The following is a 21,369-nucleotide window of genomic DNA, read 5'->3' as shown; positions in this document are numbered from 1 at the left end:
CTACATGATAATTCTTTAGAGTTTATCATTTCTTTGGAATAGATCAAAAGGAAGATGTGTTAACTTAAGGCACAAATTCCAACCAATGAATGTATCCGAACACCCCATTTTTTCTTGTTATCAACAACATTCGGAATTTTTTGATGAAATTTTTGAAGAAGATGGAAATGTAAAAGAAGTCTACAAGAAATTATTTGAAATCTACAGCGGCCATACGGTGGAAGATTTTGCCAGCCTCAATAACAATGCAAAATCATCCTTCTTTAATCAAGGTATCACTTTTCAAGTATATGGTGATCAAGAAATCAAGGAAAAAATATTCCCCTTTGATCTATTTCCCCGCATTATAGATTCAAGTGAGTGGGATCATATTGAAAAAGGAGTTTTGCAACGCAGCAAGGCCCTTAACCATTTTCTACATGATGTGTATCACGACAAGAAAATTATCAAGGATGGAATTGTGCCCATAGAATTGATCAATTCGAGTGCCAATTATCTGAGTCAAATGAATGGACTGGAGCCACCTGGCGGCATCTATAATCATATCTCGGGCACAGATCTGATCAAGCACAGTGACGGCAAATATTATGTCTTGGAAGACAACATACGATGCCCTTCCGGGGTAAGCTACGTTATTTGTAATCGCACAGCTTTGAAAAAGGCTCTATTCGGAGTTTTTGACGCCTATAAAACATTTACGGTTACCGATTACGCACAAAATTTACTGGAGATTATGCAAACGGTCAAACCAGAAGGCGTAGACCAACCCAATTGTGTGGTCATTACACCAGGGATTTATAATTCAGCTTATTACGAACATTCCTATTTGGCAAAAGCCATGGGAGTGGAGCTGGTAGAAGGAAGAGATTTATATGTAGAAAAAGATAAGGTATATATGCAATCCATCAATGGCGCCCAAAGAGTACATGTCATATACAGGCGTATTGACGACCAGTTTATAGATCCCATGGAATTTAAACCAGATTCGACGCTCGGAGTTCCTGGTCTTTTTTCCGCTTACGCGAAAGGCAATGTGACGTTGGTAAATGCTCCCGGAACTGGAGTAGCAGATGATAAGGCGATCTATACCTATATGCCAGATATCATCAAATATTACCTCAATGAAGAACCCATACTGAATAACGTTCACACTTACCATTGCAGCAGGCCCGACGAATTGAAATATGTGCTGAACAACATTGACAAATTGGTGATTAAACCAGTTGATGAAGCGGGAGGTTATGGAATTTCCATAGGAAATAGACTGACAAAGGACGAAATAGAAGAGGTCAAGAAAACGATTGCTGCCAGTCCACGTAAATATATCGCCCAACCTATCATGTCACTGTCCGTTCATGCTACCTATATCGAAGAGTCCAACTCCTTTGAACCACGACATGTGGATTTGAGAACCTATACCATTTTGGGTAAAGACAAGGATTTTGTGCTGAAAGGCGGATTGACGCGAGTTGCTCTTCAAAAAGGCAATCTGATCGTCAACTCATCACAAGGTGGCGGATCCAAGGATACCTGGGTTCTCAAATCTTAATCATTAATCATCTTATTTAATATTGCATATGTTAGCAAGAGTAGCCAATAACCTATTTTGGATGGGTCGATATATAGAACGTTCAGAACATATCGCTAGATTTCTAAATGTCAATTATTTTTCATCCCTGGATGCGCCCACTACTGAATCACAATCCAGACAACGAGTGCTCAGATCCTCACTTTTTATGACCAATACGGTGACGACTTCCGTAGACCACCTTCTCGATGAACAGGAAGTGCTTTTCAATATTGCTCTAAATATTGATGAACCGTACTCCATCATCAATGCGGTGCGAAATGCTAGAGAAAATGCCAATAGCGCCCGAGATGTGCTTTCGACAGAATTTTATGAAGCGCTGAATAAATTTTATCACGCGGTATTGAGGTATGACCCCAATCACTTTAAGGTTAAAGGACTTTTTGAGTTCACCACCTTGGTGACAGAATCAACCGCCATTTTGAGAGAGAAAATCAGAGGGACCTTATTTCACGACGAGGTGTACGCCATTATTATGCTGGGAATAAGTGTTGAGCGTGCGATTCAGGTCAGTCATATCATTCAAACAAAATATACGGATGCCTTGGAGTCTACACCTAACGATGAACTATTTGAACGCAGCTATGAATGGATCACCTTGCTTAAATGTATTGAATCCCATGATATGATGCGCCGTTTTTATAAGAAAACCCCCGATAGTAGCAATGTACTGGAGTTTTTGGTGCTTCACCCGGATTGTCCGAGATCCATCATGAACAGCATCAATCGATTAAACAAACATATCTTGAGTCTGTCCATGGAAAAGCTCCCGTCCAAAAACTCTACCGCCTATTTGGTCGGAAAGACCCAAGCTCATATGGCCTATCTTTCCATAGAAACTATAGAGGAAGACATTCAAGGCCATCTTACCCAGATCAGGGAAACCCTGTACACGATCGCTTCTTCCATTGAAAAGGAGTATTTTTTATATAATTAATAGGTTCTTATCACCTTTGCCACATGTTAAAATATCAGATTTTCTATGAAGCCGTCAATACCTATGAGGTACCTTTGAGAGAGGCTGTTTGGCAATTCATCATTTTACCGGAAGACAACGATACCCAAAAACTCCGGTTTTTTCAGTTTTCTAATTCTGAAAACATTCCCTACGATCAATCGGTAGATGGATTTCTCAACTCTACCATCAAGTTAGTTACTAAAAAGGCGCTTAGGGAAATAACATTTACCGCCCATATGGATGTGGAGAAGAAAGAAATCAACCCTTTTCAAAATATTAAAAACTCAACACCTGGTCAGGATTTTAAAATGATTGATGATCTGGTTTTTAAGGTAGATCATGAAAAGTTTTTATTCCCTACGGCTTTAACAAGCATACCCCAGCAGTTCCAAAAATTGTTTGTTTTTGATCGTAAGGAGACTATTTTTTCAAATTTATGTCACCTCAATCAATGGAGTTTTGAATACTTTACCTTTAAAACAGAAGTCACTACAACAGAATCCAGTATTACAGAGATATTGGACCAGCGCAAAGGAGTTTGCCAGGATTTTACTCACGTATTCTGCGGACTCGCTCGCTTGAATGGCGTTCCTGCTAGGTATGTTTCAGGTTACCTGCATCAAAATAATACCATGGTGGGAGACCTTCAGATGCATGCCTGGGTAGAGTGTTATATTCCCGGAACGGGTTGGGTAGGATTCGATCCTACCAATAATTTATTGGCGGCGACCCATCATATCAAAGTCACCCATGGAAGGGATTATCAAGACTGCGCTCCATTGAAGGGTGTGATTTATCTTACCGGTTCAGGAAACAACAAAACAGAATATACTGTCAGGGTAAAGGAAGTAAAGGAGTTCAAAGAAAGAACTCAGCAGGAATACCGGGCAGAAGATTTTGCAGAAGTAAAAAGGGATTTGGAAAACCGATTTTCCAATCCGTCCTATTTGAAATGGCAACAACAGCAACAACAACAATAGCAAGCAAAGTAAGACTATAGGGGATACTTATTTTCAGTATGAGTACCACTTGAGCTATGAATGTTTATTCGTAAAACAAAACAGCCAGAACTTTATTGTTCTGGCTGTTTTCCTTTGAAATCTGATGATTGGTCTTGTATCAATCCTTGATCTCTTCGCCGTATTTGTTCATGTAGCGCTCGTACAACTCAGTTTGGTGACTTTCCAGCGAGATGTCCCTACCGTCAATGAATGCACGGATCAATTGATTACCTCGCATGTCCAATGCATTGCCTCGCGAGATAAAGAGTGTCGCACTCTTACCTTGTTCCAGCGAACCATAGTCTTTGTCAATCCCCAAAATTTTAGCAGGAGTCAAGGTAATCATCATCAAGGCTTTTTCCATGTCCATTCCATGACCCGCTACGGTTCCCGCATAAAATGGAAAGTTTCTGGTCTGGTGGCGTTCCATATCACCAGCATTTTCTAAAGCTACCATCACACCTTGATCGGCCAAAAGCTTTGGGAACTTATAGGGCATGTCATAGTCTTCATCTTCCCGTGCAGGCAGATCATGTACGCGCCCGGCTAATACTGGTATCTGTCTACGGGCGAGTTCGCTACCCAAATGTTGTGCCTCACGCGCACCTACCAATACAGGTTTTGAAATACCATGCTCATCGATAAAATTGAGTACATCTCTAATAGATTTCTCTCCGTTCACATGGAAGTAAGTGTTTTTTTCTCCCTTGACAACTGGTGCCAAAGCTTGAAATTTCAGGTCTAATTCCTGGTTGGACGTACTGGTATTATAAGCTTTGGCTGAACGCAAAAAGTCAGTGAGCTCTTGTACCTGCTTTTGGTAATTCTTGCTAGGTTCAATGGGTCCAGGATTGTACCAAGTACCAGTTCTCCTAAAACTACTAGGCCAGTTGATATGCACACCGTCATCTTCACGGATTACCGCATCCTCCCAGTTCCAGGCGTCCAACTGAACTACACTAGACATTCCAGAAATTCTACCTCCACGAGGGGCTACCTGTGCCATTAAGACGCCATTGGGTCTCATGGATTCCACCACCCGGCTTTCGGCATTGTAAGCAATCAGAGAGCGTATATGTGGGTTGTATGTTCCCATTTCCCGTTCGTCATCGCTTGCCTTTACCGCATCAACTTCAACCAACCCCAGGGTGGTGTTCATGGCAATAATACCCGGATAAACATGCATCCCGTAGGCATCAATTTTTTCTCCGCGTATATCCATGCGAACGGTCGTAGCATCTGCTATCGCAGAAATTTTTCCGTTCTCAATAACAATCACAGAATTCTCAATGATCTCACCATTTCCTATGTGCGCAGTAGCGTTCATAATAGTGTAAGTCCCGGATTGCTCTGGAGCGGGCGTTTGTTGTGCGCTGGCAAAAGTGACAGTCCAGCAGCAGATGATCAATAATAATTTTTTCATGGTATTTATATTACCAGTGTATGGTTTCGCATTCATAGAGCGTTTTCTCCTTTTTCTTCGGTTCTTGGGTTTTTAGCCCCTTATTTTTAGCAACCAGCATCTCGTTAATCAACTGTTGCCTTTCTTTTTTTATGCTTTCGCGAAAGCGGGCATCGCGTTCCATATCAAAAAATACGATACCATCGACCATCGTGATTTCTGGTCTTGCGGTGACGCTAAGTGGGTGGTCGTTCCACAACACCAGGTCAGCATCCTTTCCTTCTTTGATACTTCCGGTGCGGTCGTCAATATGTAACAATTTGGCAGGATTCAGTGTTACAAACTTCCAGGCCTCTTCTTCACTCACACCTCCATATTTAACAGCTTTGGCTGCTTCTTGATTCAAGCGTCTGGACATTTCTGCATCATCAGAGTTAAAAGCAACGGTCACTCCTTGGGAATGCATGATTGCTCCGTTGTAAGGTATGGCGTCATTTACTTCATACTTATAAGCCCACCAGTCGCTGAAGGTGGAGCCTCCAGCACCGTGCTCGGCCATTTTATCGGCGACTTTGTAACCTTCGAGAATGTGGGTAAAAGTATTGATACGGAATCCGTGGCGCTCAGCTACCTTCATCAGCATATTGATTTCGCTCTGTACATAAGAATGACAGGACACAAATCGCTCGCTTTCCAAAATCTCCAACAGTGTTTCCATTTCCTCATCGTATCTAAAGTCTGCATCCTCTCTGGAATCGGCATAGGCCCTGGCTCTAGAGAAATAATCTTCAAATACTTGTTCTACTCCCATACGCGACTGCGGGAACCGAACCCCATTTTGGTAACGGGATTGTTTAACATTTTCACCCAGGGCAAATTTGATAAATTTTGGGGTATCGTCATAAATCATTTCATCATCTTTATATCCCCATTTCAATTTAATGATCGCGCTACGTCCGCCGATGGGGTTGGCGCTTCCGTGCAAAAGTTGTGCACTGGTAACTCCTCCGGCCAGATTGCGGTAAAGATTAATATCTTCATGATCTACTACATCTTCAATGGTCACCTCGGCAGTAGAGTTATGGCCTGCCTCATTTACACCATTATCTATAGCGATGTGGCTATGTTCATCTACAATTCCGCTAGTCAAGTGTTTTCCAGTTGCATCAATTACCCGAGCATTTCCAGCCTTGAGATCATTTCCAATATTGCTGATTTTCCCATTCTTCACCAGAACATCGGTATTCTTTAATATACCTTCGGTCTCATTGGTCCATACAGTAGCGTTACGGTATAAAATAGTTTCTTGTTGCGGCAGTTCCTCGCTCCCAAAACCAACGTTGGGATAAGTAATGCGGCCCATATTGATGCTGACGTCACTTTCATCTTGCTCTTCGTCGTCCTCACCCTTGTCCTTGTTTTCTTGACGTTTGGCTTTAAAGGCAACCTCATTTCCGTTGAAAAGGTAGGCAGTGCCTGAAATTCCTTGCTCATCCTTATCCAGTTGGGCTAGTAATCTAATAAAAGAGTTCTTCTCCTCTCTATCTGCACTAACGATATTGATCCAATCACCATCATAACTGATTTTAGATTTCAATTTGGTGCTGTCCACCTTGACAGTTAATTTTTTCCCATTGCCCTTGATATCGAGGTCGTAGTCGTTGCCATCAAGGGTCATGGTATATGATCCATCAATATCTCTCTTATTTCTGTCTTTGATGACATGCTTGGCTCCTTGAACCCAATTTTCTAATAGGTCAGTTTCCTTTTCAAAAAGCTGGCCTGAGGTCATGATAAAGTTGGCCCATTTGCCTTTTTCCAATGTCCCCAACTGATTATCAATTTTAAGCAATCGGGCAGGAGTGGTGGTAAGTGCCGCCAAGGCTTGTTCTTCTTTCAAACCATATTGCATAGCTCTTCTCAACTGCTCCATGAGCTCGTCAGGAGACTTGAGGCCATTGGTGGTAATGGCATAGGTGATTCCTTTATTAGAGAGGCTCATCAGATTACCGGGGGCTTGTTTCCAGTCCCGCATATCCGAAAGATCTACAAACCACTCCAGGTTGGGATTTTCTACATCATAGGCTTTCGGGAAATTTACCGGGACGATTAATGCCGCATTGGTGGCTTGTACATCATCGATCATTTCATAGGCGTCTGCGCCACCCACGATAATAAATTGCTTACCGATACGATCGCCAAGTTTATCAACGCGCAGCAGGTTTTTCTTGTCGCCTGCCTCAATGATTTGCACCAAATCTTTATTATCATTCAGTGCTTCAAGGGACAAATCTTTAGTTTTTGCGTGCCCGCCAGCGTACCAGTCGGCATCAAAGTGGGTTTGTCGCAGCAATGCCAATGCTCCCATTAATGAGGTAGGGTAGGCCTGATTAGACTGACGGCTTTTGCTCAGCGAATAAAAGTTACCGCTCACTTGTTGAAGTATTCGGTCAGCATCACTTCCTTCCAGGTTCATGGTCACCAACATGCCATTTCCTCTGGCAATACCATCATGTAGATGGGTTTGTACAGTACCGTAACCTGCTTTATTGAATTTTTCGGCCGCTTTTTTGTCAAATTCGTAAAAGTCCATGGCACGTTGCTCAGGGCGAATATGATCGTTCCAGTAAAAGCCTTTTCTTCCCTCATCATATTGGGAGGTTCGACTACTAGGGGCTTTCTTGGGTTCACGCATCCCAAAATCGGCGTACGGCTCAATAAAGGAAGCATAGATATAATTACCTTGAGCGTCCTCTATTACAGCATCACTGGGAATATCAATATTTTTCCCAATCGCCTGGATTTTACCATCCTTGATGACGATAGTGGCGTTCTTAATCTGTACACCAGGTTTTGTGGTTACATGGGCATTGGTGATGACGCGAGTCACATCGCTTACTGCGCTGATGTCGTCGTTATTGGGGAAATAATCCTGTGCGTAGAGTGATCCGCAGACCAGCAGCAGGAGTAATAGAAATTTGTTCATTTAAGCTTTTATTTACGAGGCCTAAATATAACCAAATCTAAAATGAATATTCACATTAGATAATTCATTGACTGGCTATTTAAAATAATTCACCAGCAAGGCCACTACATAGCTATAGGTTTGCATGCCATCGGGTTGGTTATTGGCTTTGAGGTAGGTATTATAGGTAACTTGAGAGACTTCCTCGATGATGCCTTCATACTGGATCCAAAAATCCCTGAGTTCTTGGTAATTGGCAAAGATGCCTGGGCGTATCTTCCCTTTGAGTTGTTGGTAAACCTCAGGATCCCGTCTACTTAAATCCGAAAGACAATACCGCAGGGCAAAAATACTAGCACTGTATTGAAAATAGGGGTCGCTGTGATTCATTCCTGCAATGATAGCGATGAAATTGGCCTCGTTTTCTTTGGCAAATCCCAATTGATGGGACATTTCGTGAAGAATTAAAACTGGTGTCTTATAGTTATTGATCCAGGCGTTGGTTTGAGCCTCACCGGTAATGGGGTTCAAATAACCCGAATATCCCATGTGTGAAAGTGGCATGGTCAACATGGACTTCTTGATGCTGGCTATGCCATAATCTAGGGCTGGATATACATGGTCAATGCGGTCAAAAGCCTCTGGTGCTTGATTAAAGAGCGTGGCCTGGTTCTCCTCAAACGCAACTGCTAAACTATCAATAGGCTGTAGTTGGGTATGAAGTTGGTTGCTGGTAATGATCAACTGGTCTATTACGAGTTGCAATTCTTCTGTGGTGTATTCTGCTTCTATTTCCAGCACCTGATGGAGTGGTAATCTGTAATAATTAAATCCCCACATCATGTGGAAGAGTCCGAGAATGACATTCAGTCCTACCACCAATTGGGTATGCCGATGCATTGCTGAATATGGTGGTTTTCTTTCGCGACCAGCGGGAAGCGGTATCCAGCTCCTGACGTATAAAATTAACCATCTGATGATCATGATGATTCCAATTGAGTAGACCAAATCGCCAAAGGAGAAAGGTATCCAACCTAAACCAAAACGCATGGCTTTGGAGATGTAAGGATAAATGCCTGTGCTATAATATTCCTCTACAATTTCAGGTATCCAGCGCAGACTATAATAGAAGAAGAGCTGTAACAATAACAGTCCTGATGCAAAAATCAGGTAGGCTGATTTATTCATGACACTAAAATACTATCATTCTGACAACTCATCCATTGTTTCAGGATTTTTAAGTCGGATTTCTATAATATTAGGACCTGAAGTGGTGGATTCATTAGAAATAAAAAGTCTTCCCTCTGGACTGAAACATATACCTTCAGGCTGCGGAAAACCAGCGATTGGAAGCGGTAATCCTTTTTTAAATCGGCCGTCAGATTCCAGGAAATAGAGGAAAGGTGTTTTTCCCTGCAGGATGAGAATTTCTTTAGTTTTCGGATGAATCGCAATATCAGACGGATTAAAATTACTCTTAAGCAGTCGAATTTGCTCCGCGGTTAAATCTGGATGGTTGAAATCAACGCTAATCTTTGGCGTATTGTCCATATGAAAACTAGGCAATTCAACCACATAAATCCCTTTTTTTTCTGTTTGGGAAAGATCTTTGTCTTTGGGCATGGTCAATAGCCTATGGTTGGCAGCATCATAAAAAAGACTTTCGATATTATTATAGGAAGAAAAAACGGTTTTATGCGGAATGCTTTTTGGATCGCTTTCGCGAAAGCGAGGTATTTCAAAAAGAAGTCCGTCGCTACGTATGGCATAGGCATCGCCTTGATTTAATGCGAGACCCTCAAAATCACCCTTACCAGCAAAATCAACGGATTGAATTATTTTGTTTTGTTGTAGATCATAAATAAATATGATCCCGTCTTCATCTTCTACGCAAGCGATTTGATCATTACTTAACCAAGCGATGCCGCTTATCTCGTTGAGCTTAGCGGGAAGATTCCAGCGTTTTACAACTTCAAAATGTTCATTGGAAACTTTAGCAGGGGCTTGTGCTTTAAGGGCAAAAGCCAGATAAAGTCCGATCGAACTCATGACGATCAACACGATAGTGATGATCTTTGTTTTTTTTAAACTAGTCGCCATGGGGTAAAGATGCTACCAAAGACAGCTGAATTGTGCTAAGGAAAAGATAAGATTTTTCCCGCAGAACTTCTCTACGATTTATTTCTAACAGATTTACAGTAGCATCATCTATTTGATCAGCCCATCATGTTGAGCGTCAGTTGTGGGATTTAAATGTTGGAATTTTGTGCTGCTTTTTGTCTAATTCTACAGCTCTTTTCTCTGGATTTTTCTGCAGATAAGGATCATTGCGCACGGCTGTGACATTCCAAGAAACCTTTTTAAAAGGAACACCTCCTGAAATACGGAAACTGCCATGTTGGATTTCTTCTGAAACATGCAGATTTGGCATAGCTGCTCCTACAGGAGTGAGTTGATAACTAGGAGATTTGTTGATCAATTCATAGTATTCAGGCATGGAAATAACCGCGTTTCCAGAAGCATCCAGTGTCACTACACCACGATAATGATTCAGGACCTCATTACTTTCCATACTAAAATGCCTTAAATAAAGGTTTTCTGGATCCGCAGGATGATCGATAATAAAAGTTTTGGTACCCGTAGCGCCCAAGTCACCATCAGAGTACACACCATAAAAGCCTCCATCTCCATACACTCCAACTCCCCAACCCGCAGCTGGATTTGAAGTTCCAGCAACACCTATATGGTCGTCCACAAAGGTGCCCGTATAGGAAAATTGGCCTATGGTAAGTGCTGGACCTGCTGCGGTGCTGGTACCGTTAACTTCCAGAACGTTTTCCGTGCCGGAATAATTGATATCTATACTTCCTGTATCCTCAATTCTCACACGTTCAACCCCATTGGTGCGTAATACCAGATCTGTAGCATCTGCTGTTCCAATATAATGGGTGGGCAAAGTTCCAGTGTTCCCAGTGAGCTCCCAGGCTGCCGTACCTCCACTACTTTGTACATTGCTCCAGGCGGTTCCATTCCACAAGTATACCCCAGTTCCTCCTGGCAAAGCTGCATTGGTATTATAAACCAACATACCAGATATTCCAGTGCCTAAAACGGGACTTAAGCTGGTAAGCGAGGTCAATGCTACTTCGGGAAGTACGATCCCCTGAGTACCATCTCCGACAATGTCCAAAACAGCGCCATCCCTGGGATCATCTGTATTTATACCTACTTGTGCATACAGGTGAAGGCTGATCATTATCAGGAATGTGCATGTAATTTGTTTCATAAGGCCGTATTTAACTTTAAGTCTGACGCGTACTTCCTCATCTTCAGATGAAGATTTTCTGTCTCAGATTCTACGGTCGAAAATTAAAGATTTTATGAGACAAATGTGCATTGTTGTTTGTCTAATAACCTTTGTAATCAGTGATTTAGATAAGATGCTCAATTTGTTCGGTCAAAACAACTCTCTGAGAATAGATGGGTTGAATTTACTCATCCATTGGAGACTACTTGTTCAATTCGTCTAGGTAATCGTTTCTGAATTTTCAGCTTATTTCATGTCTTCACTGCGATGTGAAAAATAATTGGACCGTTGTTCCGGGCTTATACCATTTTCTTGGGCATGTATTGGTATCGATTTCTATTTCTTCCAGCGATTGCATACTATCTCCCTATGGTGTTCAGGAATTTGTCGGTCTGTTTGCGGATGACAATTCAGACACCGAGAATTACAGTTCGGTCATTTTATTTTACTGAATATCGGATCTTCAGCTACTTTTCTTCCAAAATTAGAATTATGCCTCATGATTTCACCGGTTGGCTGCATACCTTGGCAGCTGTATTCGCTTTGATTTTTGGAACGATCATACTAACGCGAACCAAAGGAGATTTGGTCCACCGACGCATAGGTCGATTGTATGGAATCTGCATGCTTGTAGTTTGCATTACCGCCTTTATGATTTACCGCGTGCATCAGGGATTAGGTATTCTTCATTTTTTTGCCGCTATAAGCAGCGCTACTTTGTTGCTTGGGATGTTTCCCCTGTATTTTAAAAAGTGGTTTAGGCAACCACTAACTCTGCATCTTTCATGGATGTATTGGTCGGTGATTGGATTGTACTGTGCATTTGCTGCAGAGATTTTTACAAGACTTCCCCATATACTGGGAATCTCTGAGAATTACATTGTTTTTTATGCTTTGATAGGTGTTTCCAGCGGTTTTACCGGCTATATGGGCAGTAGATATTTTTCTAAAAAGAAAAAAGACTGGGACCAACAATTCGGATGCTAGGCAGCTGATTGCTGTTTTGGAAATATAAAGTTTTTTTATCAGAATGAGCAGTTCCTGATAGGTCACAGGGAGGTGCCGATATGGGCATATGAAATTCCAATAATTTAAGGGCATATAAAACCAAGAACTCTGTTGTAACGTATCTTTGAACCTAAAATATCATTTATGCGTCGACCCTGCATTCTACTTTTATTGGTTCTACTTTTATGCAGCCATGATCTCTATTTAAAAATGGAAACTTATTTTGTTCCAGAGCAATCAGCGGTTAGCCTTCAATTATACAACGGTACTTTTGAGAAAAGTGAAAACACGATCACCAGAGATCGTATGCTTGATGCCTCCATAGTATCTCATGGAGAGCGTAAAGCTATCATTTCTTCCGCCTGGCAAGATTTGGACAGTACGATTACCCAAGTCAACTTTAATACAGGTGAATCAGGAACTTATGTGGCTGGGGTATCCACTAAAGCCCGTAATATTAAGCTCAGCGCCGATAAATTTAATGACTACCTTACCCACGATGGTGTATTGGATATGTTGGCTGCCCGAAAGCAGGCAGGTAAAATGAAACAAGACGCGGTAGAAAGTTATCAAAAACACGTCAAGGCTATTTATCAGGTAGGAGAGAAGCGCACCGACGATTGGAAAACTAAGTTGGGCTATCCCATTGAATTTGTACCACAATCCAATCCATATGATGCCTATACAGGAGACCATATAAGGATTCAGCTGTTGCATGAGGGACAAGCCTTGCCTGACCAATTAGTCTATGCAGATTACGTACCGTCTGGACATCAGCATCAGGAGAAATCGGGGGAGAATCATGATCACACCCACAACAATGAGCTAGGAGATCATCACCATGATCATGTTGGGGACGCTGGACAACATGGCCATTCACATGAGAACATGGAAGATGAAAACTCCAACCACACCCATACTGAAGGTCAGCAGCTACGTACAGATGCAGAGGGAATGCTCAGTCTTCATTTACCTCATGATGGTATTTATTACCTCCGCACGATTTATATGACAGAGGCAAAGGATGTGGATAGCCTGACCCATCGATCTAAATGGGCCACGCTGACTTTTGAAACTACCCATCGCCATGACGATACCACACATGATCATGACCATAACCATGAGGATGAAGGTATTCCCACCTGGTGGTTTGTCGTGGGAAGTATAGTGGCGATCCTCCTTCTATTTATGCTATTCAGTAAAAAATCTACCAATGCCTAAATCCAGGCAAATGACGCTTGCTGCGGTCTTGATCTTATTACCCTTCTTGTCATTTGCCCATGATGTGACCAGCGCAGATCAGGCACTATTGTCGCAAGGAGGTCTGATGGCATACATTAGGGTAGGAGCGACACATATGCTCACCGGTTACGACCATTTGTTATTTCTGACCGGTGTAGTTTTTTATTTAAGAAGCTTTAAGGATATCCTTAAGTTCATCAGTGTTTTTACCCTAGGGCATTGTGTGACCTTAATTGGCGCTACTTATTTGGGCATTAGTGCCAACGAATATCTGGTGGACGCTGTCATTGCACTAAGTGTGTTGTACAAAGGGCTGGAAAATTTAGATAGCTTTCAACGTATAGGTATTAAAACGCCAAATCTTCTTTTAATGGTTGGCTTTTTTGGCTTGATTCACGGCTTTGGATTATCCACACGGCTACAATCCTTTGAAACTGGTAGTGATGAATTTCTGTCAAAAATCTTGTGCTTTAATCTAGGAGTGGAAATAGGCCAGGTGCTGGCGTTGATTCCGATAGTTTTTATGATCTCGCTTTCGCGAAAGCGGACCCAATACCAAGCTTTTTATAAAGCCGTCAACTGGTACCTGGTTATCGCTGGTTTGGGATTATTTCTTTATCAGATATATCAATATTTTCTGACATCATAAACCACTTTACAAGTATGGCAGATCATTTTCACTACTTCTACTTTCCGATACAAAACTGACTAAAAATGTTCCCCAACAATTCATCGTTGGTGATTTCTCCGGTAATGACTCCCAGGGCTTCTGCGGTAGCTTTGATATCAATGGCGAGAAATTCGCTGGAGATATCGTTTTCAATACCTTCCTGTACTTCCAACAGGCTTGCATAGGCTTTTTGGAGGGCATCATAGTGACGCGCGTTGCTTACAATAGAATCATCTTGTGATAAAGCACCGCTATTGAAACTCTGGACCAATGCCGATTTAAGTTCGTCTACACCTGCCTTAGATTTGGCGCTCAGAGAGATCAGTATGGTCTCTGGGGACTTCTTATGGATTTGTTTGGTAATTTCGGCGTGCTCAAGACCTGAGATTTGATCAATTTTATTTAAAACTACCACCAAAGGTTTGTCCGGAAATTTTTCACGCATGATCTGGATGCGCATCAGACAGTGAATAATTCTTGGAGGCGTATTGAGTTGGGTGGCATCCAGTAGATACAACACGAGCTTTGATTGTTCAGCCTTGGCATAGGATCGCTGAATCCCCATTCCCTCAATGGTATCCGTAGTTTCACGTAATCCGGCGGTATCGATCAACCTAAAACGGACGCCCTCAATGTTGATTTCGTCTTCAATACTGTCTCTGGTAGTACCTGCTATGTCACTGACAATTGCTTTTTCCTCATTAAGTAAAGCATTCAGCAGCGTGGACTTCCCTACATTAGGTTCACCCACAATGGCGACTGGTATCCCTGATTTTAAAACATTTCCCAGCGCAAAGGAATCAATCAATTTACGCAGGGTTTGCTGACTTTCCGTCAGCAGTTGACGCAAGTCGTCACGATTGGCAAAAGCCACATCTTCCTCACTGAAATCCAGTTCCAACTCGATTAAACTAGCAAAGTTGAGTAATTGCGAGCGCAGCTCTTTTAATTCGCCAGAAAACCCACCACGCATTTGCTGGATCGCAATTTGATGCGCCGTCTCACTTTCGCTAGAGATTAAATCGGCCACCGCCTCAGCTTGAGACAGGTCCATTTTAGCATTGAGAAATGCCTGAAGGGTGAATTCGCCAGCCTCGGCCATACGTGCGCCTTGTTGTAGGCACAGGGCGATCAATTCCTGCTGAATATAAATTGATCCATGACAGGAAATTTCTACCACATGTTCGCCTGTATAAGATCTGGGTGCCTCAAATTTAGTGAGCAATACTTCGTCCACGATGCGGTCTCCTTGGTAAATATGACCTAGTGTCACCGTATTGGCGGCCAACTTATGATAATGCTGGCCGTGTACCAATTCCTGCTCAATATTGACTTCCTTACGGGAAATGCTCGCGGGAAGAAAGAGGCGAGAGGCAATTTCGTGGGAAGCCGGACCAGAAAGGCGGACCACTGCGATGGCTCCAGTTCCTGCCGGTGTTGCCAAAGCAACGATGGTATCATTCTTATACATAATGCAAAGGTAATCGGATTGTCTGGCCTATAAAAGTCCAGAGGTCAGAATAAGGGGAGGTAGATAATTTGCATGGAATTCATCAATGTGGGTGCTTTCGGCTGGTATTTTTGTCAAATACGGATTATCTTTAAAGAAAATCGTGAATCATGAAAAACCTGTCTTTTTATTTACTCGGTATGACTTTGTTCGCTTTCGCGAAAGCGTACCCACAGGAAAAATTGACCTACCAAAAACCCTCTGAAGAAATAATGAAACTGGTCGATTATGACCGGCCACCATGGACATTGATTGATGATGATGCCCAATACATGGTGTTGATGTACCGAGACACCTATAAGTCAATCTCGCAACTCTCTGAAGAGGAAATGCGACTGGGCGGATTGCGTATCAATCCCAAAACCAATATTGGAAGTCGTACCACTTTTTACGATAAGGTAGCAGTTCAGGCGGTAGGCAGCAAAACACCAAAACCCGTAACTGGACTACCTGGACAACCTCAACTTTCCAATATCAGCTGGTCACCTGATCAAACCATGGTAGCCATGACGCATACTACTTCAAACGGTACAGAAGTATGGGTGCTCGATGTAGAAAAGGCGACCGCCAAACGACTCACCACGGCCAGTGTCAATGCTAATATGGGAAGTCCTATCGACTGGTTCAAAGATGGGAAATCCCTGCTGGTGAAGATGCTTACCAATGATCGTCAACCCTTGATTGATACCAGCGTTGAGGTTCCTACCGGGCCAACCATCTCTACCAGTGATGGTTCCAAAGCTCAGAATAGAACCTATCAGGATTTATTGAAAAACCCGTCAGACGAGCATAATTTTGAACAATTGGCTTTAAGCCGCTTGGTCAAGGTGAATCTAGACGGAACACAAAGCGATTTCTTGCCCGGTGCGATGTACACAGGTGTTTCCTTTTCACCAGATGGCACACATGTACTCGTGAGACAATTACAAAAACCATTTTCTTATTTGGTGACATACGGCAGATTCCCAGAAAAAACCCATGTTTATACCGCTGGTGGTGATCTGGTGGCCCTGGTCAACGATGTCCCATTAATTGAGGAGATGCCTAAAGGATTTATGGCCACCCGTGAAGGTAAACGGTCCATGGGTTGGCGCGCGGATCGACCGCATGAATTGCATTATGTGATGGCTTTGGACGGTGGTGACCCAGAGAGAGAAGTTGCGCATAGAGATGCCTTGTATACCTGGAAGGCACCTTTTAAGCCTGGTAATGGAGAAGAAATCTTACGTACCAAAGACAGATTCAGCGGTGTGCTCTATGGGGATGAGCATACGGCTATTGCTTATGATTACTGGTGGAATACCAGGAACCAACGTACCTATGTATTTGACCCCAGCGATAACAAATCAACTCACAAAGTACTTTTTGACCGCAATTATCAAGATGCCTATTCCGATCCAGGAAGTTTTGTCACGACCAAAAATAAATGGAAAAGGTCCGTGTTGAAACTGGATGGTTCCAATGCCTATTTGATAGGCGATGGATTTACAGAAGAGGGTCAGTTTCCTTTTGTGGATCAATACAATCTGAAAAAACAAAAATCCAAACGCCTATATACCAGTTTGTATACTGATAAAAAAGAGAGTCTGCTGGAAGCTATTGATATGGACAAAAGACAATTGTTGGTTCGTATAGAATCGCCCACAACATACCCCAACTATTATTTAAGGGACCTGAACTCTAACAATCTCGAACAGATTACTTTTTTTGAAAATCCATTTGAGGGTTTGCAAAAGGTGCATAAGGAGGTTATCACCTATCAACGTGATGATGGTTTAGACCTTAGTGCTACCTTGTATTTACCTCCCAATTACGACCGAAATAAAAAAGAAAAATTGCCGATGTTGCTTTGGGCCTATCCTAGAGAGTATAAGGACAAAGCCAGTGCCGGGCAGAATACGCAAAACCCTAACGAATTTATATATCCCTATTACGGAAGCTTTGTGTATTGGGTAATGAAAGGCTATGCTGTGTTGGATGATGCCGCCTTTCCTATTGTAGGTGAAGGTGAGGAGGAGCCTAACGACACCTTTATACCCCAATTGGTGGCCAACGGCAAAGCAGCGATCGATGCGGTGGACGCCATGGGCTATATCGACAGAAATAGAGTGGGTGTCGGAGGCCATAGTTACGGCGCCTTTATGACCGCCAATCTGCTGGCGCACTCTGATTTATTTGCGGCAGGAATCGCCAGGTCTGGGGCTTACAACCGTACTTTGACACCATTTGGGTTCCAAAGCGAAGAGCGTAATTACTGGGAGGCTCCTGAGATCTACAACACGATGTCTCCGTTTATGAATGCCGAAAAAGTTAACGAGCCTATTCTATTGATTCATGGTCAAGCCGATAATAATTCTGGTACTTACCCTTTACAAAGCGAGCGTTATTTCAATGCTTTGAAAGGTCTTGGTGCCACGGCCAGATTGGTGATGTTACCTAAAGAAAGTCACGGCTACCGCGCCAAGGAGTCAATATTACACGTGTTATGGGAACAAGACCAATGGCTGGAGAAATATGTAAAAAACAAAACCGAACCAGCTATGGATCATGCTGCCGACGGAAAAATGAAAGGCGAGGAGTAGGGTCTGCGTAGTTGTAAAAGGCCTAGAAATTTCACATTTATAAAAAGATGCTTGTAGAGCTCGATCAAGCACCTTTATTTGATCAAATGTCTGGTGTGCGATCATTAACGGTAGTCAAATCGGCCACCGGTTTGTTGCTTTTCTTTGTAGTTTTGATAGATAAATAAGTATATGTTTTCAAAGGAAGAGGCCAAGGAGCGTCGCCAATTGTTTTGGACAATGTTTGGGAAGCGTTATCAGCGCAAATGGATGTTATATGACACCAAGATGAAGGACGTGGTGCTCAAGTTTGACTTTGAGGATAAACGAGCCATAGTGGCATTGGACCTGACGCATGACGATGCTTTCTATCGTGCCTATTATTTTGAGAAATTGGAGTCCCTTAAGTCGTTGATGAAGGAGGAAGTTTCTCAATATCTTATTTTTGATCCTCATTACACCACCGTTTCAGGCAATGAAATTGCGCGGATATATATCAGTCTGGATGGGGTAAAAATTCAAAAACAGACGGATTGGCCAATGGTTTACGAGTTCTTCCATACCTATATGGATCGGCTAGAAGAATTTTTTAAAACCTATAAAGATTTGATCGACGCTTAAATTTGATCTTTGGTCTTGATCACCTGCGCCTGAACATCTTGGTATTTAGCATCAAAGACAGCCAAGAGTTCGGGGATTTCCTGTGTGTTTTCGTTGTTTTTGGCCTGATGTTCAATTTTTTCCAGAATACTTGCCATATGTTGAATTCCCAAAGTGCGATAACTGGATTTTACTTTGTGCGCTTGTAGGCCAGCTGCCTCGTAATTCCCGCTGCCTATGTATTGTTGGAGCTGCATATAATCTTGAGGAACCTCTTCCAAAAACATGTCCAGAATAGACACGATAATATCAGTGTCATTGTCAAATGAGTTGCGCAAATCCGTTAAAGGTAGGATTGAATTAGTAGTTTTTTCCATACGATACTCAAAAGCTATTGGTGATCAAAAATTAAAAATAGCAAAAACTTTAGTCAGAATCCTACGTTCATCGAAAAAAGATGAATTTTATCTTTATTCTGCATTCATCTTTTCAGGTTATAGCCTCATCACCACGAAAAAAATAGGCGGGTTACTTCCAGGCAAAAAATGAATGTAGAAAGAACAAATATAGGTCTATAAAATAGAGGAAGCTTGCACCCTTGTCATTACTGTTTTTTATTTGCGCTCGGGTATAAAATTTCTAATCCTAAGAATAAGTTTTTTTCTTTGGAGGTTGGTTGTTGATTGTTTCGCCTAAATGTGGTAGACGGTGTATTATTAAAAATAGCCTATATCGGGTATTTCTGGATTCATGATCCATATGCTCGAAAAAACTAATATTTCTGGTAGAACCAATCAACCGTATTTGATTACACTAACCATATTCCAACATTGATAAAGTACGAGAATAATGACTGATAAAGACCTACCCCAACCATCCATCCCGATCCAAACTGCGGTATTGAATCGCTTCTGTCACGTGATGGGAATGAATATCTGTTTGTCCTTCCAGATCGGCAATGGTGCGGGCTACCTTTAGAATTCGATCATAGGCGCGTGCGCTCAGATTCAATCGTTCCATCGCGTTCTTCAGCAAGTCTTTGCTCACCTGATCAAGGGCACAATGTTTTCGTATTTCCTTGACGCTCATCTGTGCGTTGTAGTGGGTGTTGTCGCTTTCGCGAAAGCGTGAAGTTTGAAGATCCCTAGCCGCAGTGACCCGTTGGCGGATAGCTGTGGATCGCTCTGCCGGTCGTTCTTCGGTTAATTTTTCGAAAGGTACTGGGGTGACTTCGATATGGATATCGATCCTATCCAGTAATGGACCAGAGATTTTGCCCAAATAGCGTTGCATCTCTGCTGGGCTGCTTTGCACTGGTGCCTCCGGATCATTGAAATAACCTCCTGGGCTAGGATTCATACTGGCGACCAGCATAAAGCTAGAAGGGTAGGTGACGGTGAACTTGGCCCGGGAAATGGTCACTTCGCGATCTTCTAGCGGCTGCCGCATCACCTCCAACACACTGCGTTTAAATTCGGGTAATTCGTCCAAAAACAGCACCCCATTATGACTCAGGGAGATCTCACCAGGTTGCGGATAGGCCCCACCGCCGACCAAGGCGACATCAGATATGGTGTGATGCGGACTCCTAAACGGGCGTTGGGCCATGAGTCCTGACTTTTCCAGCGTGCGTCCGGCAACGCTATGAATTTTGGTAGTCTCGAGGGCTTCGTGCAAGGTCATCGGGGGTAGGATGGAAGGCAGCCGTTTAGCCAGCATGGTTTTTCCAGCTCCAGGTGGTCCTATCAGTATGATATTGTGGCCACCGGCTGCCGCAATTTCCATACAACGCTTAATGGATTCCTGTCCTTTTACATCGGCAAAATCAAATTCAGGATGTTCCAGGGCGTGAAAAAATTCTTCTCGGGTATCTACTAGCGTGGGTTCCAATTGTCGCTCGCCGGTAAAAAATTCAATTACCTCTAGAATATTTTCAGCACCATATACGTCCAGTCCATCGACAATGGCAGCTTCTCGAGCATTTGGTGCAGGTAAGATAAAGCCTTTAAAACCTTCTTCCCTGGCTTTGATAGCTATAGGTAGGGCACCTTTGATGGGTTGCAGATTTCCATCCAGGGAAAGCTCGCCCATAATAACGAATTCGCCAAACCTATCTGTATTGATCTGGTGGGAGGCATTGAGAATCCCAAGAGCTAGGGGGAGGTCATAAGCACTTCCTTCTTTACGTAAATCGGCAGGGGATAGGTTAAGGATGAGTTTTTTGCCAGGCATTTTATAGCCCACATTTTTCAAAGCCGCCGTGATGCGGAAGGAACTCTCACTGATGGCTTTATCGGGTAGTCCCACCAGGTGGTATCCTATTCCAGTATCGGCATTGACTTCTACGGTAATTGTAGTGGCTTCCACGCCAAAGACGGCGCTGCCATAGACTTTTGTAAGCATGATGTATTGGTTTTAGCGACTCTAAAGTTACGCTAAAATTTGAATACTTTTTATACCACCGCTTTTGAGGGTTTTGTTTTTCAAAGAGTAATACGTCTAGCTAAGAGGTGATGAAAATTTATAGCCGCCATCATTTTTAACTGTATATTTCACT

The 21,369-nt window shown here is 42.7% G+C and carries 16 protein-coding genes; 8 read left to right on the top strand and 8 right to left on the bottom strand.

Translation table 11 applies throughout. The features are described 5' to 3' along the window. The first annotated feature begins 85 nt into the window (after positions 1 to 85). From EGM47_RS09705 to EGM47_RS09695, 3 genes are read left to right on the top strand one after another with little or no spacing between them, the layout of a single operon-like run. Complete coding sequence (locus EGM47_RS09705) at positions 86 to 1,549, top strand: circularly permuted type 2 ATP-grasp protein (protein ID WP_124980614.1); 1,464 nt, start codon at positions 86 to 88, stop codon at positions 1,547 to 1,549. Positions 1,550 to 1,577: 28 nt separating this feature from the next. After that, the gene (locus EGM47_RS09700; protein WP_124980613.1) at positions 1,578 to 2,525 is read left to right on the top strand and encodes an alpha-E domain-containing protein; all 948 of its coding nucleotides are present in this window, start codon (positions 1,578 to 1,580) and stop codon (positions 2,523 to 2,525) included. 23 nt (positions 2,526 to 2,548) lie between these two features. After that, positions 2,549 to 3,526, top strand: a complete 978-nt coding sequence (locus tag EGM47_RS09695) for a transglutaminase-like domain-containing protein (RefSeq protein ID WP_124980612.1) — start codon at positions 2,549 to 2,551, stop codon at positions 3,524 to 3,526. Positions 3,527 to 3,665: 139 nt separating this feature from the next. Here the strand turns inward: EGM47_RS09695 and EGM47_RS09690 are convergent, their stop codons facing one another. The 5 genes from EGM47_RS09690 to EGM47_RS09670 all read right to left on the bottom strand — a co-directional run bounded on the left by EGM47_RS09690 (position 3,666) and on the right by EGM47_RS09670 (position 11,200). Further along, on the bottom strand, positions 3,666 to 4,970 hold the full coding sequence (locus tag EGM47_RS09690; RefSeq protein WP_240642387.1) for an amidohydrolase family protein: 1,305 nt from the start codon (positions 4,968 to 4,970) through the stop codon (positions 3,666 to 3,668). Between the two features lie 10 nt (positions 4,971 to 4,980). Next, a complete protein-coding gene (locus EGM47_RS09685) occupies positions 4,981 to 7,935 on the bottom strand; it encodes an amidohydrolase family protein (protein WP_124980610.1) in 2,955 nt (984 codons plus the stop codon). 75 nt (positions 7,936 to 8,010) lie between these two features. Further along, a complete protein-coding gene (locus EGM47_RS09680) occupies positions 8,011 to 9,102 on the bottom strand; it encodes a DUF3810 domain-containing protein (RefSeq protein ID WP_124980609.1) in 1,092 nt (363 codons plus the stop codon). Positions 9,103 to 9,117: 15 nt separating this feature from the next. Further along, complete coding sequence (locus EGM47_RS09675) at positions 9,118 to 10,014, bottom strand: hypothetical protein (RefSeq protein WP_124980608.1); 897 nt, start codon at positions 10,012 to 10,014, stop codon at positions 9,118 to 9,120. 136 nt (positions 10,015 to 10,150) lie between these two features. After that, the gene (locus EGM47_RS09670; RefSeq protein WP_124980607.1) at positions 10,151 to 11,200 is read right to left on the bottom strand and encodes a hypothetical protein; all 1,050 of its coding nucleotides are present in this window, start codon (positions 11,198 to 11,200) and stop codon (positions 10,151 to 10,153) included. Positions 11,201 to 11,713: 513 nt separating this feature from the next. Here EGM47_RS09670 and EGM47_RS09665 point away from each other — a divergent pair. The 3 genes from EGM47_RS09665 to EGM47_RS09655 all read left to right on the top strand — a co-directional run bounded on the left by EGM47_RS09665 (position 11,714) and on the right by EGM47_RS09655 (position 14,120). After that, positions 11,714 to 12,208 carry a DUF2306 domain-containing protein gene (locus EGM47_RS09665; RefSeq protein ID WP_124980606.1) on the top strand — a complete coding sequence of 165 codons (495 nt, stop codon included), beginning with the start codon at positions 11,714 to 11,716 and terminating at the stop codon, positions 12,206 to 12,208. A 165-nt stretch (positions 12,209 to 12,373) separates the two neighbouring features. Next, entirely contained in the window at positions 12,374 to 13,450 is a 1,077-nt protein-coding gene (locus EGM47_RS09660) for a DUF4198 domain-containing protein (RefSeq protein WP_124980605.1), read from the top strand. Beyond that, positions 13,443 to 14,120, top strand: a complete 678-nt coding sequence (locus EGM47_RS09655) for a HupE/UreJ family protein (protein ID WP_124980604.1) — start codon at positions 13,443 to 13,445, stop codon at positions 14,118 to 14,120. Before EGM47_RS09660 ends, EGM47_RS09655 begins: the two co-directional genes overlap by 8 nt. A 37-nt stretch (positions 14,121 to 14,157) precedes the next feature. Here the strand turns inward: EGM47_RS09655 and mnmE are convergent, their stop codons facing one another. Further along, positions 14,158 to 15,612, bottom strand: coding sequence for a tRNA uridine-5-carboxymethylaminomethyl(34) synthesis GTPase MnmE (gene mnmE / locus EGM47_RS09650; protein ID WP_124980603.1), 1,455 nt, complete (start codon positions 15,610 to 15,612; stop codon positions 14,158 to 14,160). Positions 15,613 to 15,761: 149 nt separating this feature from the next. On the opposite strand from mnmE, the gene EGM47_RS09645 reads away from it, so the two are divergent. Both EGM47_RS09645 and EGM47_RS09640 read left to right on the top strand, forming a co-directional pair. After that, positions 15,762 to 18,233, top strand: a complete 2,472-nt coding sequence (locus EGM47_RS09645) for an alpha/beta hydrolase family protein (protein WP_124980602.1) — start codon at positions 15,762 to 15,764, stop codon at positions 18,231 to 18,233. 171 nt (positions 18,234 to 18,404) lie between these two features. Beyond that, on the top strand, positions 18,405 to 18,833 hold the full coding sequence (locus EGM47_RS09640) for a DUF4268 domain-containing protein (protein ID WP_124980601.1): 429 nt from the start codon (positions 18,405 to 18,407) through the stop codon (positions 18,831 to 18,833). Here EGM47_RS09640 and EGM47_RS09635 read toward each other — a convergent pair. Together EGM47_RS09635 and EGM47_RS09630 are read right to left on the bottom strand one after the other, a co-directional pair. After that, complete coding sequence (locus EGM47_RS09635; protein WP_124980600.1) at positions 18,830 to 19,189, bottom strand: Hpt domain-containing protein; 360 nt, start codon at positions 19,187 to 19,189, stop codon at positions 18,830 to 18,832. The genes EGM47_RS09640 and EGM47_RS09635 overlap by 4 nt on opposite strands. A gap of 487 nt (positions 19,190 to 19,676) precedes the next feature. Next, a complete protein-coding gene (locus EGM47_RS09630; protein WP_124980599.1) occupies positions 19,677 to 21,215 on the bottom strand; it encodes a YifB family Mg chelatase-like AAA ATPase in 1,539 nt (512 codons plus the stop codon). Between the last annotated feature and the right edge of the window lie 154 nt (positions 21,216 to 21,369).

Source organism: Nonlabens xiamenensis (genome assembly GCF_003865345.1).
In the GTDB taxonomy this organism is placed as follows: domain Bacteria; phylum Bacteroidota; class Bacteroidia; order Flavobacteriales; family Flavobacteriaceae; genus Nonlabens; species Nonlabens xiamenensis.
Note: the sequence above shows the minus strand (reverse complement) of the source record. Positions and strands in the feature narration are given on the sequence as shown.

Excerpts from the sequence above, each read along its gene's own strand:
- EGM47_RS09680 (WP_124980609.1), bottom strand. The coding sequence starts at position 9,102 with ATGAATAAATCAGCCTACCTGATTTTTGCATCAGGACTGTTATTGTTA.
- EGM47_RS09640 (WP_124980601.1), top strand. The coding sequence starts at position 18,405 with ATGTTTTCAAAGGAAGAGGCCAAGGAGCGTCGCCAATTGTTTTGGACA.
- EGM47_RS09660 (WP_124980605.1), top strand. The coding sequence starts at position 12,374 with ATGCGTCGACCCTGCATTCTACTTTTATTGGTTCTACTTTTATGCAGC.
- EGM47_RS09665 (WP_124980606.1), top strand. The coding sequence starts at position 11,714 with ATGCCTCATGATTTCACCGGTTGGCTGCATACCTTGGCAGCTGTATTC.
- EGM47_RS09675 (WP_124980608.1), bottom strand. The coding sequence starts at position 10,014 with ATGGCGACTAGTTTAAAAAAAACAAAGATCATCACTATCGTGTTGATC.
- EGM47_RS09690 (WP_240642387.1), bottom strand. The coding sequence starts at position 4,970 with ATGAAAAAATTATTATTGATCATCTGCTGCTGGACTGTCACTTTTGCC.
- EGM47_RS09700 (WP_124980613.1), top strand. The coding sequence starts at position 1,578 with ATGTTAGCAAGAGTAGCCAATAACCTATTTTGGATGGGTCGATATATA.
- EGM47_RS09630 (WP_124980599.1), bottom strand. The coding sequence starts at position 21,215 with ATGCTTACAAAAGTCTATGGCAGCGCCGTCTTTGGCGTGGAAGCCACT.
- EGM47_RS09685 (WP_124980610.1), bottom strand. The coding sequence starts at position 7,935 with ATGAACAAATTTCTATTACTCCTGCTGCTGGTCTGCGGATCACTCTAC.
- EGM47_RS09645 (WP_124980602.1), top strand. The coding sequence starts at position 15,762 with ATGAAAAACCTGTCTTTTTATTTACTCGGTATGACTTTGTTCGCTTTC.
- EGM47_RS09670 (WP_124980607.1), bottom strand. The coding sequence starts at position 11,200 with ATGAAACAAATTACATGCACATTCCTGATAATGATCAGCCTTCACCTG.
- EGM47_RS09695 (WP_124980612.1), top strand. The coding sequence starts at position 2,549 with ATGTTAAAATATCAGATTTTCTATGAAGCCGTCAATACCTATGAGGTA.
- EGM47_RS09655 (WP_124980604.1), top strand. The coding sequence starts at position 13,443 with ATGCCTAAATCCAGGCAAATGACGCTTGCTGCGGTCTTGATCTTATTA.
- EGM47_RS09635 (WP_124980600.1), bottom strand. The coding sequence starts at position 19,189 with ATGGAAAAAACTACTAATTCAATCCTACCTTTAACGGATTTGCGCAAC.
- mnmE (WP_124980603.1), bottom strand. The coding sequence starts at position 15,612 with ATGTATAAGAATGATACCATCGTTGCTTTGGCAACACCGGCAGGAACT.
- EGM47_RS09705 (WP_124980614.1), top strand. The coding sequence starts at position 86 with ATGAATGTATCCGAACACCCCATTTTTTCTTGTTATCAACAACATTCG.